At 59.4% G+C, this 15,987-nt stretch carries 15 protein-coding genes and 2 pseudogenes; 3 read left to right on the top strand and 14 right to left on the bottom strand.

The annotated features are described in order from the left end of the window. Positions 1-362: 362 nt before the first annotated feature. From IPI80_RS19505 to IPI80_RS19495, 3 genes and pseudogenes are all read right to left on the bottom strand, one after another. Positions 363-1,569, bottom strand: a pseudogene (locus IPI80_RS19505) (IS91 family transposase). Positions 1,570-1,593: 24 nt separating this feature from the next. Then, positions 1,594-2,472 carry a tyrosine-type recombinase/integrase gene (locus IPI80_RS19500; protein WP_413862762.1) on the bottom strand — a complete coding sequence of 293 codons (879 nt, stop codon included), beginning with the start codon at positions 2,470-2,472 and terminating at the stop codon, positions 1,594-1,596. A gap of 353 nt (positions 2,473-2,825) precedes the next feature. Next, positions 2,826-2,975 carry a hypothetical protein gene (locus IPI80_RS19495; protein WP_413862761.1) on the bottom strand — a complete coding sequence of 50 codons (150 nt, stop codon included), beginning with the start codon at positions 2,973-2,975 and terminating at the stop codon, positions 2,826-2,828. Between the two features lie 165 nt (positions 2,976-3,140). On the opposite strand from IPI80_RS19495, the gene IPI80_RS19490 reads away from it, so the two are divergent. Continuing rightward, positions 3,141-3,677: a hypothetical protein gene (locus tag IPI80_RS19490; protein ID WP_413862760.1), complete on the top strand. Its 537-nt coding sequence runs from the start codon at positions 3,141-3,143 to the stop codon at positions 3,675-3,677. A 62-nt stretch (positions 3,678-3,739) separates the two neighbouring features. After that, positions 3,740-4,234, top strand: coding sequence for a hypothetical protein (locus IPI80_RS19485; protein ID WP_413862759.1), 495 nt, complete (start codon positions 3,740-3,742; stop codon positions 4,232-4,234). Here IPI80_RS19485 and IPI80_RS19480 read toward each other — a convergent pair. From IPI80_RS19480 to IPI80_RS19445, 8 genes and pseudogenes are all read right to left on the bottom strand, one after another. Next, positions 4,212-4,675 (bottom strand): annotated as a pseudogene (locus tag IPI80_RS19480) (nuclear transport factor 2 family protein). The gene IPI80_RS19485 and the pseudogene IPI80_RS19480 overlap by 23 nt on opposite strands. A gap of 5 nt (positions 4,676-4,680) precedes the next feature. Beyond that, positions 4,681-5,460 carry an SDR family NAD(P)-dependent oxidoreductase gene (locus IPI80_RS19475; RefSeq protein ID WP_413862758.1) on the bottom strand — a complete coding sequence of 260 codons (780 nt, stop codon included), beginning with the start codon at positions 5,458-5,460 and terminating at the stop codon, positions 4,681-4,683. Continuing rightward, the gene (locus IPI80_RS19470; protein ID WP_413862757.1) at positions 5,460-6,002 is read right to left on the bottom strand and encodes a DUF3833 domain-containing protein; all 543 of its coding nucleotides are present in this window, start codon (positions 6,000-6,002) and stop codon (positions 5,460-5,462) included. The genes IPI80_RS19475 and IPI80_RS19470 overlap by 1 nt, the downstream gene beginning before the upstream one ends. Beyond that, a complete protein-coding gene (locus tag IPI80_RS19465) occupies positions 5,992-7,281 on the bottom strand; it encodes an MFS transporter (RefSeq protein WP_413862756.1) in 1,290 nt (429 codons plus the stop codon). The genes IPI80_RS19470 and IPI80_RS19465 overlap by 11 nt, the downstream gene beginning before the upstream one ends. Then, positions 7,281-7,844 carry a chalcone isomerase family protein gene (locus tag IPI80_RS19460; RefSeq protein WP_413862755.1) on the bottom strand — a complete coding sequence of 188 codons (564 nt, stop codon included), beginning with the start codon at positions 7,842-7,844 and terminating at the stop codon, positions 7,281-7,283. The genes IPI80_RS19465 and IPI80_RS19460 overlap by 1 nt, the downstream gene beginning before the upstream one ends. Before the next feature lie 5 nt (positions 7,845-7,849). Beyond that, a complete protein-coding gene (locus IPI80_RS19455) occupies positions 7,850-9,103 on the bottom strand; it encodes a class I SAM-dependent methyltransferase (RefSeq protein WP_413862754.1) in 1,254 nt (417 codons plus the stop codon). Positions 9,104-9,115: 12 nt separating this feature from the next. Further along, positions 9,116-9,964 (bottom strand): DUF1365 domain-containing protein, encoded by an 849-nt coding sequence (locus tag IPI80_RS19450; RefSeq protein ID WP_413862753.1) that lies wholly within the window; start codon positions 9,962-9,964, stop codon positions 9,116-9,118. Further along, positions 9,961-11,274: an NAD(P)/FAD-dependent oxidoreductase gene (locus IPI80_RS19445; RefSeq protein WP_413862752.1), complete on the bottom strand. Its 1,314-nt coding sequence runs from the start codon at positions 11,272-11,274 to the stop codon at positions 9,961-9,963. Before IPI80_RS19445 ends, IPI80_RS19450 begins: the two co-directional genes overlap by 4 nt. A 109-nt stretch (positions 11,275-11,383) precedes the next feature. Between IPI80_RS19445 and IPI80_RS19440 the strand changes: the two genes are divergently transcribed. Continuing rightward, the gene (locus tag IPI80_RS19440) at positions 11,384-12,001 is read left to right on the top strand and encodes a TetR/AcrR family transcriptional regulator (RefSeq protein ID WP_413862751.1); all 618 of its coding nucleotides are present in this window, start codon (positions 11,384-11,386) and stop codon (positions 11,999-12,001) included. Positions 12,002-12,038: 37 nt separating this feature from the next. Here IPI80_RS19440 and IPI80_RS19435 read toward each other — a convergent pair whose 3' ends face one another. The 3 genes from IPI80_RS19435 to IPI80_RS19425 are packed head-to-tail and all read right to left on the bottom strand — an operon-like array spanning position 12,039 to position 15,981. Continuing rightward, positions 12,039-14,084 carry a diguanylate cyclase gene (locus IPI80_RS19435; protein ID WP_413862750.1) on the bottom strand — a complete coding sequence of 682 codons (2,046 nt, stop codon included), beginning with the start codon at positions 14,082-14,084 and terminating at the stop codon, positions 12,039-12,041. After that, positions 14,077-15,309, bottom strand: coding sequence for a multidrug effflux MFS transporter (locus tag IPI80_RS19430; RefSeq protein ID WP_413862749.1), 1,233 nt, complete (start codon positions 15,307-15,309; stop codon positions 14,077-14,079). The genes IPI80_RS19435 and IPI80_RS19430 overlap by 8 nt, the downstream gene beginning before the upstream one ends. 57 nt (positions 15,310-15,366) lie before the next feature. Further along, positions 15,367-15,981 (bottom strand): nitroreductase, encoded by a 615-nt coding sequence (locus IPI80_RS19425; protein ID WP_413862748.1) that lies wholly within the window; start codon positions 15,979-15,981, stop codon positions 15,367-15,369. Positions 15,982-15,987: the final 6 nt, after the last annotated feature.

Genomic DNA, 15,987 nt, shown 5'->3' with positions numbered 1-15,987 from the left:
GCGAGACTGAGGTCGAACAATCAGCGTTTATCCGCCGCGCCACAAAGCTGGCACAAAGCGAGGACGTCATTCGCGGCAGATAAACCATGTTGGACTGAACCGCCTGCGAGACGGTGGCGTGTGTTCTGGGCAATAGGGGGTTTGAACCAATCCCCCGCTTGTGTCAATAGATTATGACCCAGCCCAGTGTCGTTGCGCCGTGCGCGGATTGCCTACATTGCGGGGCTGGGCACTGCTCTTTCGCTGGATCGCTCGGGTATTGTTCTGCACGCAGTTGCCAGCCAGCGTGCGGCGCAACACTGCCTCAGACACCACTGGACGTGGTGCGAATTTCTTGATCCCTTGGCATCCCCTGGTGCACCTCACGGTGGTCCCCTGGGTTGCCCCGCCACACTGCTACCCGGTGTCGGCAACTGTGTGTACCCTGGCAGCGTTGCCACCACCTTGAGTGTGCCCGCCTTGCAGCACGGACACTGCATAGTCTCAATCCTGGCCACCCTCGCCATGAACGCCTGTGCCGACTCTTGGGCCAGCGGGTTGGTGCTGGGCATCTGTAGTGCCAGCCTTGCGAGCTTGAGCTTGTCCGTCTTGCATGCACTGGCCAGAACTCCGTAGTGGCGAATCCGCTTGATACCGGTGGGCAAGACGTGCAACAAGTAGCGCCGTATGAATTCACAGCCGGGTAAATGTTCTGTGCGCTTACCCCCTTGGTCATCCGCTCTGACGGTAAAAACCACTTCACTGTGCGTGAGCGCCTTGATGCGCTCGTTGCCAATGGCCGTGCGGTGTGTGTAGCGGCTGAGGTACTCCAGCGTTTGTGCTGGACCACCCAACGGCGTCTTGGCATACACCACCCAGTCGTGGCGGTATAGATCTCTTTGGCGTTGTGCCCAGGCCATGGCACCGCCCTGCGGATCATTGGCGATGTCTGTACTTTGATGGGCCCGGCCCAAGGCTGCCAGAAACTTGCCCCGAAACACCTTGGACAGGGCCTGCACCGGGAACAGAAAGTCGGGCTTTCGGATCGGCGTGTGCCAGCGGCCTTGACCCTGATCATCTTGCACCAGCACACCGCAGGCCATCACCGCATGCACATGGATGTGCAACCGCAAGTCCTGGGTCCAGGTGTGCAGTACCAGGCTGAAGGCCGGGGTGCCACCACCAACCCCCATCCAACGCGCATTGGCCGCGAACTCAGACAGTGTTTGGGCGGTGCTGGCAAACAGGGGTGTCGATGACCCAGCGCGGGTGGTACTGGTACAGGGCATTGAGGCTGTGCGGCAGCGTGAACACCAAGTGGGCATAGGGCACATTCAACACATCCGCTAGACGCCCCTGCAGCCAGGCGTCCTTGGCACGCGATCCGCACTGCGGGCAGTGTCGATTGCGGCAGGAGTGGTATTGCCAGTGGCTGTGGCCACAAGTCTCACAGGCCAGCTGCTGGCCCCCCAGTGCCGCCGTCCTGCACGCGACGATGCCGCGCCAGGCCTTGGCCTGGGGTGTGGACAGGGTGTGCTTTACCAGATGTGCCGCACCATGCTGGCGCAGCACATCGGCCAGGGTGGCCACGCGCTCAGCCTTGCCGTGATCGTTTCAGGTCTTGGGCAGGCCCGCCAGCAGGTCCAATGGGTCCACGTCTTTGGGTGGTTTGAACTGCGGGCTGATGAGGTGCAGATAACGGCTGGTGGTGCTGATGTGGCCGTGGCCCAAGAGGCGGCTGATGGTGTACAGGTCCACGCCACCTTCGAGCAAGTGGGTGGCAAAGCAGTGGCGCAGGGTATGGGTGCCACCATGCTTGACGATGCCGGCGCAGTGTCGGGCCGCTTGGTAGGCGCGTTGCACGGCTTCGATGTTGACGCACGTCGTGCCATTGGCGTTGGCAAACAGCCAGCGACCTGGGTTGCGCTGCGGAGCATAGGTTTGGCTGTATTGGCGCAGCAACGCCAACAGGCTTGGACTGAGGATGCTGTAGCGGTCGGCACCGCCTTTGCCGGCCGTAACCCGCACGCACATGCGATCTGGCGCGCTGTCGATGTCATCCACGCGCAGTGCGCAGGCTTCGGAGATACGCAGACCGGCCGCATAGATGGTTTGCAACACGGTTCGGTAAACCGGATGCGAGCAGCAGGCAAACAGGTGCGTGACCTCTTGGCGCGCGAGCAACTCGGGCTGCTTCTGTGGCACACGGGCCATGGGCGGGCGCAGGTGGACGATGTCGCTGGCGCGCCCCAGCACGGTCTCAAACAGGAAGCGGCTGGCGCTGGCAGCGTGGTTGACGCTGCTGTAGGAGAGCTTGCGGTCCTTGACCAGGTGCAGCAGGTAGGCCTCGATCTCAGGCGGGCTCAACAAGTCGGGACTGCGGTGGTAGTGGCGTGCCATTCGGGCGACGGCATCGGTGTAGCACTCCTTGGTCCGTTCAGCCAGGCCGCGCACGGTCATGGCGTCGAGCATGCGTTGACGTAAGGGTGTCATGCGGTTTCTCCTCAAAGCCGGGGAACATTCCCCAACTCCAAGGCTTTACCTCAAGGCCCGTCTATGCAAGTAGCCCCGAAACACAAATGCAGTGGCGGCGCACCGTGCACTAGCCACCGCGTAGCGGTTTAGTTCAACCCTTCTTATATGGACTCCCCCACAAGTTCAAGAAACTAATCGATTTTTTGGTTGTTTGGGAAGCGCCTGCTTCTCGTTTTCCGGCGTCTGTCGGTGTGGGGTGAACCCGGTTAGCCATGATGGTCGATCAACTCGCATGCAACGCTTGATGTGTGTTCAGAAGTCCGAACTGTTAAGCCAACGCGCCCAACGGTGGGCCGAGCCGCACACCTCCATCACCACCAGGTTGACTTCTCGGTTGAGAAACCACCGCGCAAACTGGGTGCGTGTAAGGCGTTAGGTTTCAAAGATTCGTCAATGTTCATCGGCCACAGCAAGTTGAAAACAGTCTTTGGAAGATCGGCGGCAACGGTAGTAGGATTCATGTCGGACTCCTTACGTTTCAAAGACCTGATCCCTATGCCCATGACGAGCAGATCGCTACTGTTGCGCAAAAAGACGGGGGAGACCATCCCATCATTCCATCGGCTGGCTACGCCACCTGCTGAATTTCAACGTTGAAGCAAGCTTAAGAAGGATCGCTATCTGCAATGAAACCTGTCGGAGATTCAGCAGAAGAAAGCGGATGGCGTATCCAATCGATTCCCTCGCGTGATCCATATGCCATGATGGAAACGAATTGGGGAGCAGTTCTGGGGGCACTGTTTTTCATTGGTGGAATCTTTGCTGGCCTAAAAGTAGCAGCGCTATTTTTAATTTCAATTTTTGGACTGGTTCTTGCACTGATCAGCATTCTTTTTCGGGGTCGAATTGTCAGACGAAACTGGAAAAAAGTATTGGCCCAATGCACGGACAAGGAATGGAAAAAAGTCCTGGGGACACCTGGCCAAGGGGGTGGCGTAAGACTAACTTGGACTTTCCAACTTCTTTGCGAATTTGAACTAGATGGAAACCGCTACACGGTTACTCCAGAATATTGGTCTACTTTTATCTCAGAGAACCGGCTCCAGAAATTTCTGGATAAAGTGATCTCGCCAGATGGAGCGTGTCAGCTCTGGGTAAACCCTAAAAACCCACTTCAAACAGAACTCATTGCCAATGACATCAAAGACTTCCTGCTGCATTAGCAAAGAAAACACGATATGCACAACAATCGCATGCAGGCCGCTGCGGCATAGCCGAGCGGCTGATGCCTAACGCGCAAGGCATGCGTGCAGTGTTGGCCCTTGGCTTGGCAACATTGGTGCTTTTCGCCATCATTGCCATCTATTTATTGCCTTTAGCGCCAGGTATCGTCGCGCTGCAGTTTACGTTCAGTAAGGCTGCGTTCACTGCGGTCACAGCGAAGTGGCAAGCGGGCGGTGTGGCGCTGTTTCGCTCGCACATGCCGGCCGACTTTGTGCTTCTGGTTATGTACGCCACGTTTGGCTGGCTGTTGGGTAGTCGGTGGCCCAGGGCGCAGCTTGCAGGTGGCTCAATTCATCGCGCAATTCGGTGGTCACTTCCGGTGGCCGCTCTAGGGGATGCCACTGAGAATGCCCTGCATCTTCTGCTGACCAGTGGCGAACCCATTGCCTCGCAGTTGCTCTATCCGATGGCGGGTATTGCCGCGTCCATCAAGTGGTTGGGCATTCTGGTCTTTGTCATCGCTGTCGCCGCCGCTACGCGTTCGCGCGCCGCTTGAGCCAGCGCATCAGGCCTCCCAGCAGGGGCAGTTTTTCGTACAGTTCTTCGGCGGCGTCCCAGTAGTCACGGTGGTCCAGGATGCGGCCATCGGGGGCGAGCTGCAGGTGCGAGCCACCCAGAATGCATTGCGCGGTGTGCGTGTCAAAGCGTCGAAACCGGAAGCGAAACTCCCAGGCCAAAAGCAGTGATTTCCATCCTGGATGCGGCGCGTCACCACGAAGCGCGGTGCTTCCAGCGCAGTGAACATGTGGGCAAAGATGTGCTGAATGGCGGGCAGGCCGCGCACGTCGTTGAACGGGTCCTTGAAGCGGGCGTGCGGGGTGTATATCGCAGCCAGCTGCTCGACTGACGCGGGCGAGAGGGTTTCAAACATCTGCACGATGCGTTCTACCGCTGCAGGGTAGTCACCGTTGGGATCGGGATTGGTCAAAGGGGTCATGGTCTTCAGGTAGTTTGCAGCCTGCGCATGGTGGCAAAAAATACAGGATATGGCAACAGTTCCAACAGCTTCATTCCCCAGGTGAAACGGCGCGGAAAGTGGATTTCAAATGCACCACGCGCCCAGCCACGCAAGATTTCTTGCGCAGCCACCGCAGGGGTGATCAGTGCCGGCATCTTGAAACTGTTTTGTGCGGTCAGCGGTGTTTCTACAAAGCCGGGATTGATGATGGACACCCCCACACCATGTGCACGCAGGTCGGTGTACAACGTCTCAGCCAAATTGATGAGTGCGGCTTTGGTGGGGCCGTAGGCCAGGCCGTTGGGCAAACCCCGGTAACCGGCCACGCTACCCACCAGGCTGATGTGGCCGCGCCGCTCTGCCGGCTGCGCCAGCAGATGCGGCAGCACCGCATCAAGCAGGTGGAGCGCGCCCAGGTAGTTAACTTCCACGTGCCGCAGCAGGTCATCCAGATCCAGCGCGTCGGCTCGCTGCGCTGCGTAGTGACCGGCGCAGAAGACAACGCAATCCATACCGCCCTCTTGCTGCACGACCGCTGCTGCTGCACGCACAGCGGCTTTGTCGGTTACGTCCAGCGGCAAGGCCTGGGCACCAGGGTGCTGGGCCACAAATTCCTGCAAAGACCCGGCGTTGCGGGCCGAGACGATAACGGCGGCACCCTGCGCATGCAAAGCGCTGGCCGTGGCGCGCCCAATGCCGCTGGACGCGCCCACCAGCCACACGCGCTTGCCCGACCACTGAGCCATGCGGGGGTTCAACGACATCAGGCTTTCCTTTTGAAAAAGCTCAAGGTCACATCCCCAAGGCGCACGCCAAACTTGGACATGGCCGCGCGGTTGAGCATGACGCGTTCATCCATCAGGTACATCCAGTCGTCAAACTGCACTTCAATTACCCGCCCGTCTACAGGTAGTGACAGGGTGTAGGCCCACTGAAATGCATTGCCACTTTGCTGGCCCTGCGCCTGGCCCACCACATCGTCTGCACGGCCCACAAAACGGCCATCGGCCTGTGCGGTCAGTCGCCAGACGCGGCGTTGGTGCGTACCGTCGGAATAGGTAAAGGCTTCGTCCAACACGCCCTCATTGCCATTCCAGCTGCAGTCCATGACCACCGTAAAGCGCTTGACCACGGCACCACTGCGGTCAGTGAAGACGCCATAGGCATCCAGCGTGCCATTGAAGTATTCGCGCATGTCCAGCACGGGGCGCTGTGCTGCGTAATCGGTCACCTTGGGCGTACTGCATCCACCCAACGCCACCAGGGCACCCAATGCCAGAGCGCTGATCCATGTTCTACGTTGCATAAGATTCTCCATTTCGCATTTGTATAAAAAAGTAGTGAAGAGCGGCGGCGGCCAGTAGCTTGAGCACACATGGCACCAGGCAATACACCAGGGTGAGGGCTTGCAGGCTGTGCGCATCACGCGCGCCGGGTGCATAGCCCAGCCAGCCCAGCAGTGGCAGGGTCAAGCCGGCTGCCAGGGCCAGATTGAGCTTGGAGGCAAAGTTCCACCAACCAAAGTACACGCCGTGGCGGCGGGCGTCGCGGGCCGTAATGCCCGCCAACAGCGCAGCGGGCACGGCAAGGTCACTGCCCAAGGCCAGACCCGACAAAACGCACACCACCCCGTATAAAAAAGCATCGCCCGCGCCCACTGCCGCAGCCCCTGCAAAAGCCAGTACCGACAGCACCATGCCCAGCAACCAGCTTCGTGCAAGCGCCAGCCGCGCCACCACCCGCAACCACAGGGGCATGGACAGTGCCGCGCACATGAAATACAGGCCCAGAAACACGCCTTGCATGGATGGCAGGCTTTGCACCCGGTCTTGAATGAAGAACAGCACCAGTGTGGCCGGTACAGCGGTGGCAATGCCATTGAGCGCAAACACAACCAGCAGGCGCACAAAGGCGGGGTCTGTCCAGGGCGCCAAGAGTTGCCGGCTATCCAGGTGAAGTGGCAATGGGGCCGCTGCGCCCACCCGCGCTTGCGGCCGTGGCGCACCCGACAAAGCCCACAGCCCCAACGCCAACGCAACGGCCATGACGATTGCCGTGGGGGTAACACCCCAGAGCGCCGGCACGATAGACGCCAACACCACACCCACCAATCCAAGCCCTTCACGCCAGACCACAACACGGCTGCGCTGCACCGCATCGCCCCCCAGGCGCGCACCCCAGCTTTGGTGGGCAACGGTGAGCAGGCTGTAGCCCAGATAGGTCAGTGCCAGCGATACGCCGGCCCACGCCAGCGCATCGGCCGCTGCAACCTGCGGATGAAACAGCGCCGCAAAGGCCAACGCCAGCAACACACCGGCACTGACCAGTGCGGCCAGCAACCGTGCAAACGGCCCCGCTGCCAGCCGGTCCACCCAGTGACCAATGGCGGGGTCCAACACCGCATCAAACAAGCGCAACGCCAGCAGCAAGGTGCCCAACGCCGCCAATGAAACACCCCACTGCGTGGCATAGAAATTGGGCATGAACACGTACAACGGCAGCGCACAAAACGCCAGCGGCAAACCCAAGAACCCATAGCGCAAACCCGCGCCAAGGCCCCAGGGGGTGGATGCGTTGTTCTGCATTACGAACACTGGGCCAACGCGCAGCGCATGGCAGATTCTGAAGTCTGGGGGCTGAGCCAGATGCCGAAAAATAGCTTGGCAAACAGAGCGTCGCGCAATTCACCCACTGGTTTGCCATTGACTGCAAAGCGCGCACCGACACCGGGCTGATTGAAACCGGTGATGCGGTCACCCGCCTTTACGTCGGGAAACAGCGCCTGCATGCGGGCCAGCCAGTTATCGGCTTGTGTGGAGTCAAAACTGCTTTGGCGTTGCATTTCCTGGAGTGAGCGCTTTGCTATCAGTTTGCCGCTGAGACTGCGCCGGTACTGCAGCTCCAGCGCAAAGGGATATTGGTCGTACTGATCCAGCGCAAAACTACTGGTCGACCACAAGCGCGTGTCATAGATGCCCATGCCCAGGAAAGTCAGGGTGCTGCCACCGCGCAGCTGCAGCGGCGGTTGAACAGCCACCACCTCTTCGGGAGCGGGCAGCGGCGCGACCGACTGTGCCAGCACCGAAAAGCCTAAGCAAAATAGACCGATAGCCTTCGTCAAATATACGTAGGCCACTACTTTTTTCATAGCGTTTACTTTTGCAACGTGAACTGCATCAGCTCGATGTCGCCAGTGGTGAACGCGGCTTCGCAGTAGGCCAGGTAGAAGTCCCAGATGCGCATGAAGCGGGCGTCAAAGCCCAGCGCCAGCACCTCGTCGCGCCGGGCATGGAATGCCTTGCGCCACAGGTGCAAGGTGTGGCCATAGTCGCCGCCAAAGGCCACCTCGTCCACGACCCGCAAACCAGCCGCCTGTGCCTGTTTGCGAAACTCGGCTGGCGAAGGCAAGCAGCCACCGGGAAAGATGTACTGCTGGATGAAATCGGTGGAGCCCACGTAGCGCTCAAACAGATCGTCGCGGATGACGATGCTCTGGACGCTGGCCTTGCCGCCCTCTTTGAGCAAGCGCGCCACGGTGCTGAAGTATTGCGGCCAGTAGGCTTGGCCCACGGCCTCTACCATTTCGATGGAACAGATGGCATCAAAAGGCGCATCGCTGATATCGCGGTAATCCTGCAAGCGCAGGTCGGCCTGCTGGCCCGCCCCAGTGGCAACGCCTTGGCGCTGCAGCCGCTCATTGGCCCACTGCAACTGCTCGGTGGACAGCGTAACGCCAACCACGCTGGCGTTGTAGTGCTGCGTAGCCTGCTCTGCCAGCGCACCCCAGCCGCAGCCAATTTCCAGCACGCGGTCGCCAGCTTTCACGCCCACCGCATCCAGCGCTCGGCGCACCTTGGCGGTTTGCGCCTGTGGCAACGGCAAGCTGCGGTCGCCGTTGAACCAGGCGCTGGAGTAGTTCATGGTTTCATCGAGCCACAGACGATAGAAGTTGTTGCCCAGGTCGTAGTGCGCGTGGATATTCTTGCGGCTGCCGGTGCGGGTATTGCGCTGGGCCAGGTGCTTGAGCCGGTAAACCAAGCGCCCCAGCCAAGTGCCGTACACCACAGATTCCAGCGCGGCTCGGTTGGCGCTGAGCAGCGTGAGCAGGCCTGTCAGGTCCGGGGTGGACCAGTCGCCAGAGATGTAACTCTCGGCAAAGCCAATGTCTCCACTCTTGAGGGCCGCCGTGAACACCTGCCAGTTGTGCAGCGTCAAGTGCGCATGGGGCACAGATGAGCCCACATGGTCTTCATGCGCCTGGCCAAAGCGGTGTTGGCTGGCGTCGGGCAATTCTATAGTCAGAACCCCCACGCGCAGCTGTTGCAGCAGGCGTAGCACGCGGCGTGCAGTGAACGGGGTGTTGGCTGGCAAGGCCAAGCGGGCAGAGGCAGAAAGTGTAGTGGGCATGGTGGTTTCGCTTCAGGGCTTGGAGATGGGAGGTTGTGAAGAATGGCTGCGGGTCGCCACAACTGCGGCCTGTGCAGGTTTGCTGAAAAATGGAACGCGCTTGCGCCACAGCGTGAAAGCTTCGCGGTGGATGTGCCAGAACACACCAATCGTCATCAGCGGGTAGCGCCACAGGGCACGCCGGCGCGCTGGGGCGTCCAGTACCTGCAGTGCGCCTGTGAGCCGTGTATGGATGAGCAGGCCAATCTCGTCATGGTGGTCAATGCGAGCACTCACCACCGTTTGGCCTTCTTTTACTTCCCGGGTGAAGCAAAACGCGTAGCGCCCTTTCACCTCGCAGAAAGGGCTGACGTGGAACACTTTGTCAGCCGTTACAGTTTGACCCCACTGAGGGGCATCGAGCACGTAGCAATGGCGCTCGCCAAAGGTGTTGTTCACTTCGGCCACTACGGCGCGCAGGGAGCCACCGTGCCGCGCGGCGCGGTAGCAGTACCAAAAACTCACCGGCTTGAAGGTGTAGCCCCACACGCGTGGGTAGGTTTGCAGCCAGACATCGCCATCGGCATCCAGAATTCCCTGGCTGCGCAGCAGCGTTTGCAGCCATGGCATAGCGCCACCCTGTGCAGCGCTGCGGCCTTCGCCGTGGTCTTCGTCAAAAAAACTCAAGGCGCCGGGCCGATTGGGCTGCAATTCGGCGGCGGCAGCGCCCTCGTCCACTGCTTGCTCCAGATGCATGGGCAGCATGAGGAAATAGGTGCCGTAGGTAAAGCGGTGGGCACTGGGGCGCGTGCGTGCATGGTGCACGACGCCAAAACCAATGTGGGGCAATGGGCGCAATGGCGACGAGGAAGTGTTCATCATATGGCCCGGTCCTTTAGCAGCGTCTTGGCTGCGGCCATGCCGGCCTTGAGACCGTCTTCATGAAAGCCATAGCCCATCCAGGCGCCCGCAAAATAGCAGCCACGAACCCCCTGAATATCGGACATCTGTCGTTGCGCAGCCATGGCGGCCAGATCAAACACGGGGTGCGCATAGTCAATACGGCGAATGATTTTGGCAGGATCAATGGCGCGCACCGGGTTCAGGCTGACGATCACGTCGTCCTTCCACGGCAGGGGTTGCAGGCGGTTGATCCAATAGTGCAGGCACACGCGGGATTCCTCTTGGCGCGCGTCCTGCGCGCACTCGTAGTTCCAGGCGGCCCAGGCAGCACGCTGGGGAGGCATGACAGCGGTATCGGTGTGCAATACGGCCACGTTAGGTTGGTAGCGGATGGCGCCCAGCACCGCGCGTTCCTGGCTGCTGGCGTCAGGCAGCATCGCCAGTGCCTGGTCGGAGTGGGTGGCAACAATGGCACGGTCAAACAGCTCCTGTCCTTGCGCCGTATGTACCCAGACGCCACCTTGGGCCCCGTTGGCCTCTGCGTCATACCGCAAGGCGTTTACCGGGCTGTTCAGGCGTTTGTCGGTGATGGAATCTGTAATGGCCTGCACATAGTGGCGCGCGCCACCTTGCACTGTCCACCACTGCGGACGGTTGGTCACCTGCAGCAAGCCGTGGTTATGGCAAAACCGGACCATGGTGGCCACCGGGAATTCCAGCATCTGTTGGGTGGGGCAGCTCCAGATGCAAGCCATCATGGGCATGAAATACCACGCGCGAAAGGCCTTGCCAAAGCGTTGTTCATCCAGAAATGCACCCAGCGTTTGCTGCATTTGCGCCTCTGTGCCTGATTCAGCCAGGCGGGTGCACAACGCATTGAAGCGCATAAGGTCTTTGAGCATGCCCCAAAACTGCGGGTTGAGCAGGTTGCTGCGCTGCGCGAACAGGCCATTCAGATCGGTTCCGCTCCAAACCAGCGGCGTTACGTTGCCGCCCCGTGGGGCTTGAACCGAGAACGACATGTCGGACTTGGCGGTGCGGACATCGAGTTGGCTCAGCAATGCGATGAGGTTGGGGTAGGTGCGCTCGTTAAAAACCAGAAAGCCGGTGTCGACGCCGTGGGTTATCGAGCGACCCTGAACATCAGGCAGAGTGACATCAACCGTATTGGTGTGCCCACCAAAATAGCTGCCGGCTTCGAGCAGGGTGATATCGGCGTACCCGCTCAGCGCATGGGCAGCGCCCAAGCCAGAAATGCCGGAACCGATGATTGCAACCTTGAATGCCACGCTTTAGTCTCCAAACCTGTAAAATAACTGTCACGGTTCAAATTAACATTTAATGTATACTTTGTGACTAGTTAGTTCATTATATTACCACAAAGACTGCAATCGCATCATGGTTACTTCAAAACTTCCAAAAGTGTCTTTTAAAGCGCAAATGCTGGCAGCACGCGAGCAGGCCATCATTGATGTCGTCAACCGGCTATTGGCAGAGAAAGGCTTTGACGCAATGACCGTGGACGAAGTGGCCGCCAACGTGGGCATCGCCAAGGCCAGTCTGTACAAGCACTTCCCCAGCAAAGAAGACTTGGCCGCCGCCGCCATGGCCTACTTGATGCAACAAGCACAAGCTTTTTTGGACGGGTTGGACGACACACAAAGTCCACTGGACAAGTTGCGCGCCACAGTGGAATGGACCATGCGGCTCAAGCTTGGCGGCAACATGCCAACGCTGCCCAGCCAGAACTCCACCCTGCGGGCGACTCTCATCGCCAACAAGGGTTACATGGACGGCTTGATTGACGTGAGCGATCGGCTAGGCGCCTGGATCGAAGAGGCCCAGGCGCAGGGTGCGATCAACCCCAAGCTTGCAGCAATAGCGGTCCTGTACACCTTGTATGCCCGGGCTTGTGATCCGGTGCTGGAGTTTCTGAAAATGTCCGATTTGCACAGCGATGACGAAATCATCGAAATGGTCATGAGTACCTGCTTTGACGGATTGTGTTCGCGCTGAACGCGTTGAGCACGCTTTGCAGCGCGCACTGTGACAATCAGTTGGCGTCCACCGGCTGTGGCCCTGGTACTTCGACCAATTCCACCATGCCAGCATTGATGGCAGCGGTAATGTCGCGTTCCAGCACGGGCATGGCCTGCTCGAAGGGGACCAGCAAACGGGCGATACCGTAAGCACGGTTGCGGCCATTCACTTTACCCAGGTAGAGCGCCATGTCGGCAATCTGCAAGGCTTTTTCCCAATTGCAATCAGCCTCTGACACGCCAGAAAATGGCAGCGACAAAAAGCCACCGGTGGTGGTCACGGTCAGCAGGGTATCGCCTACCAGCACCGGCGTTTCACCCACCACCTTGAGCACGCGTTCGGCCAAACTTTTCAGATGGTCCGCACTGGCCTTTGGAGAAAAAATGAGAAATTCCTCACCGCCCCAGCGTATGACCATATCGGTGTCACGCACGGCGCTGCACAGGCGTTTGGCGAGTTCCACCAGCACGGCGTCGCCGCCGGCATGGCCCAGGTTGTCGTTGATGCGCTTGAAGTGGTCAATGTCCAGCACCAGCAGACCGTCGGGTACATCGTCCTCGCGGCGTCCGCCTGCGCCATCTGTGGCGCGCTTGCTCATCAATTCAAAGAACGAACGGCGGTTGAACAGGCCGGTCAGCGGATCGCGCACGGCGTGGAACTCCAGTTGTCGGTTGGCCTCGCGCAGTTGCAGGTTGGCGCGGCGGACTCGCCGGTACAACAGGTAAACAAACACACCGCCCATCACGGTAACAACAGCACCCAGCAGAATCACGATCTGCTGCAGGCGCTGGTTGCTGATCTGGGCATCTTTCAGGCTATTGGAGCGTGCCAATAGTTCAATTTGCTTCTGCCGTTGGACCGCATCAAACTGTTCTTGCAGGGCTGCCACTGCCTTTTCACGATCAGCGCGAAACAGTTGGCTGCTCAGCGTTTGTTGTTCACGGATAGTCGCCACAGCCTCACGGAACAGGCCCAGGTGTTCATACATGCGGCCCAACTCTCCCAGGACATCCTCTTCATCGCTGCGGGCACCCGATTCGCGCATTTGCTGGAGTGCATCGCGCACCTGGGCCTCACCCTGTGCCACGCGACCCTGGCCCATCAGAGAAAACCCAATATTGCATTGCGAGGCTGCAGCACCGCCCCGGTCGCCCAGTTCCCGGTATTTGTCCAGCGCCTGACGCGCGACTTGCTCCGCTTTTATGAAGTTATGGGCGCGCAGGTAGCCGTCGCCCAAATTGTTTAGTGCAGTTGCCTCCAATCGGGCCAAGCCACCGCTGCGGCCCACCTCGAGTGCATGTAGATTCGCCACCTCGCTGTCTTTGCTGCGCCCCAGAAACGCGAACTGGTTGGCCTGGTTGATATATAGCGTGCCCAGCATCTTGCGGGATTCCGTTGCTTTGGCTACAACCAGGGCCTCGTCAATGACGGCCAGTGACTTCGGGTGGTTTTTCATGGCCGAGTAAACCGTACTCAGGGCATTGAGCGATCTAAGACGAGCCATTTGCGAATGCCGCGTCTGCTGGTCGGCGTATTGCAGACACTGCAGGTAACTCTCCAGCGCTTGGGCAAACCGGCCTAAAGCCAACTGGGCATTGCCCAAAATCCGGTAGTTTTGCCACAGCAATGCCGGATCGCCCGCATGACGGGCCAATGGCAGTGCCTCTCCCAGCTTAGCCACCGCCGCTTCGAGGTTGGCAGTTTGCACCAGGATGGCTGCCTCAAAAACCAGAGCCCACGCTATGCCGGTATTGTCGTGCTGGGTCTGGGCCAACTGCCGCAAACGGGCGATAGAAGCCTTGGCAGAGTCAACTTGTGTCGAATCCAACTCCAACAAAATGCGCTTGCTGAGGTAGTCGCGAAGCACCGGATAGGGTGTGGTGTTGCCCAATTCGTCACCCAGGGCACGCATTTGCTCCAGGGCTGCAGTGTTATCCCGCTCCGACAGGGTGTAAATGGCATCGATACGATCCAGCTGATCGGTCTGGGCGACAACAGGTACGTTCCAGACCAAGAGCCCGGCCACGATACCCGCAATGAACCACCACGACTTACGCATGCGCTATGGCATGTCCGATTTCTGGCCAGCGGCGACGAATGTAGGTCCATGACAACAGACCCAGGGACAGCATGCTCAATGATGCTGCGGCCAGACCCACGGTGGAATGCATCACCAAGGGTGACACTACGCCCGCCACGAGGCCATTGGCGGAAGATCCAATAAACATTTGCAGGCTCGACGCCATACCGCGCCGCTCCGGGTGCAGGTCGAGCACCAGCAGGGTCACCACGGGCACCATCAGGGCCCAGCCAAAGGAAAAAATGCCCAGGGGAATTAGGGCCCAACTGACATGCGCCTGAAACAACAGATTAGCAGCCAGGTTGACCACTGCAATGCCCAGCATGATGGAAAAACCTATGCGAATCTGCCGTTTGGGGGCGATCTTGCCTGCCATCCGGCCACTGACCATCGCACCACCCATGATGCCGGCAATGGTGATCAGAAAGCACCAGAAAAACTGCTGCGGCAACAGATGCAAATGCTCGCCCAAAAAGACCGGCGCGCTCAGGATGTATAGGAACATGCCATTGAACGGAATACCGCTGGCCAGAGCCAGCAACAAAAAGCGGGGGTCTGAGCCCAGCTTCCAGTAACCAGCCAACAACGGCGTTGGATGAAAATGCTGGCGTTGGGTGGCGTGCAAGGTTTCCGGCAATAGCCGATAGATAGCCAACCACAGCACCACTCCCACACCCGTCAAAAACCAGAAAATGCCTTGCCAGCTTACGTGCACCAGCATCCAGCCGCCCACCATGGGCGCAATGGCCGGTGCAACGCCAAAGAAAATAGTGACCTGACTCATGACCTTTTGTGCCTGCGAAGGCGCAAACATGTCGCGGATCACGGCTCGTGACACGACGATGCCAGCCCCGGTAGACAGACCCTGCATGGCGCGAAAAAAGATCAACTGGCCAATGCTCTGCGACATGGCGCAACCGGCCGATGCCGCGGTAAACGCCACCAAACCCCACAGCACCACGGGGCGACGGCCAAAGCTGTCGGAAATGGCGCCATGAAACAGGCTCATAAACGCAAAACCAAACAAGTAGGCCGACAGGGTTTGCTGCATCTGCACGGGCGATGCATCCAGCGACCGGGCAATGCCCTCAAACGCGGGCAGGTAGGTATCAATGGAAAACGGGCCCAGCATGCCCAGCAGCGCCAGCAGGACCGCAAATGCCCATTGCGGTGCCTGCCAAAGTTTGTGTGCATCAGGGTTCATCTGGCTATTGGAACACGACAATACCGACCCAGAGCGGGCACATGGTCGCCCGTCCGTTCATTCCGTTAATTGCTTTCCCGATGCAACCACCAAAGTACTGCAATAGTCGGATACCGCAGGACGCAGGCGAGGATGCCGGGCGGACTGTGCCATGCCAAAACTCACAAAGCACAGCGCATGCTCGCCTTCCTGCAAGCCAAACAGCCCCCGCAGCCCTTTTGACTTGAGTGCCTTGCCGCTGGTCAACGCAGAACCAAAACCCAGCGCGGTTGCCATGAGCAACATGTTTTGCACAGCACACCCTGTGGAGACAATGCGCTCGTACAGATCAACCTCCGGGTTACCCCGGCAGGCATCCACTACAACCAGCATCAAACAGGGGGATCGGTGCGCCTTCTCCTGCGCCTGCTGCACCTGGTCGGCACTGGCCTGCGGGTCGCGCTCCAACAGCGCAGTGCCAAATACGTCGGCGAGCACTGTACGCGCCAAAGCAGGCACCAGCACGAACCGCCACGGCAGCAATTGCCGGTGGTCAGGAGCGGAGGCTGCGGCGTTGAGGATGCACTTAAGTTGCCCGGCATCAGGGCCAGGCTCTACTAGGCGCTTGGGCAGAATGGTCTGGCGCGCTTGCATCAGGGTGGCAACCGTGGTGACCAAGTCGGTTTCGGGCATGGCGAA

The organism is Candidatus Aalborgicola defluviihabitans (assembly GCF_016705985.1).
Taxonomy (GTDB): Bacteria; Pseudomonadota; Gammaproteobacteria; order Burkholderiales; family Burkholderiaceae_C; genus Allorhodoferax; species Allorhodoferax defluviihabitans.
The sequence above is the reverse complement of the archived record's forward strand: the minus strand, read 5'-3'. Positions and strand labels throughout refer to the sequence as shown.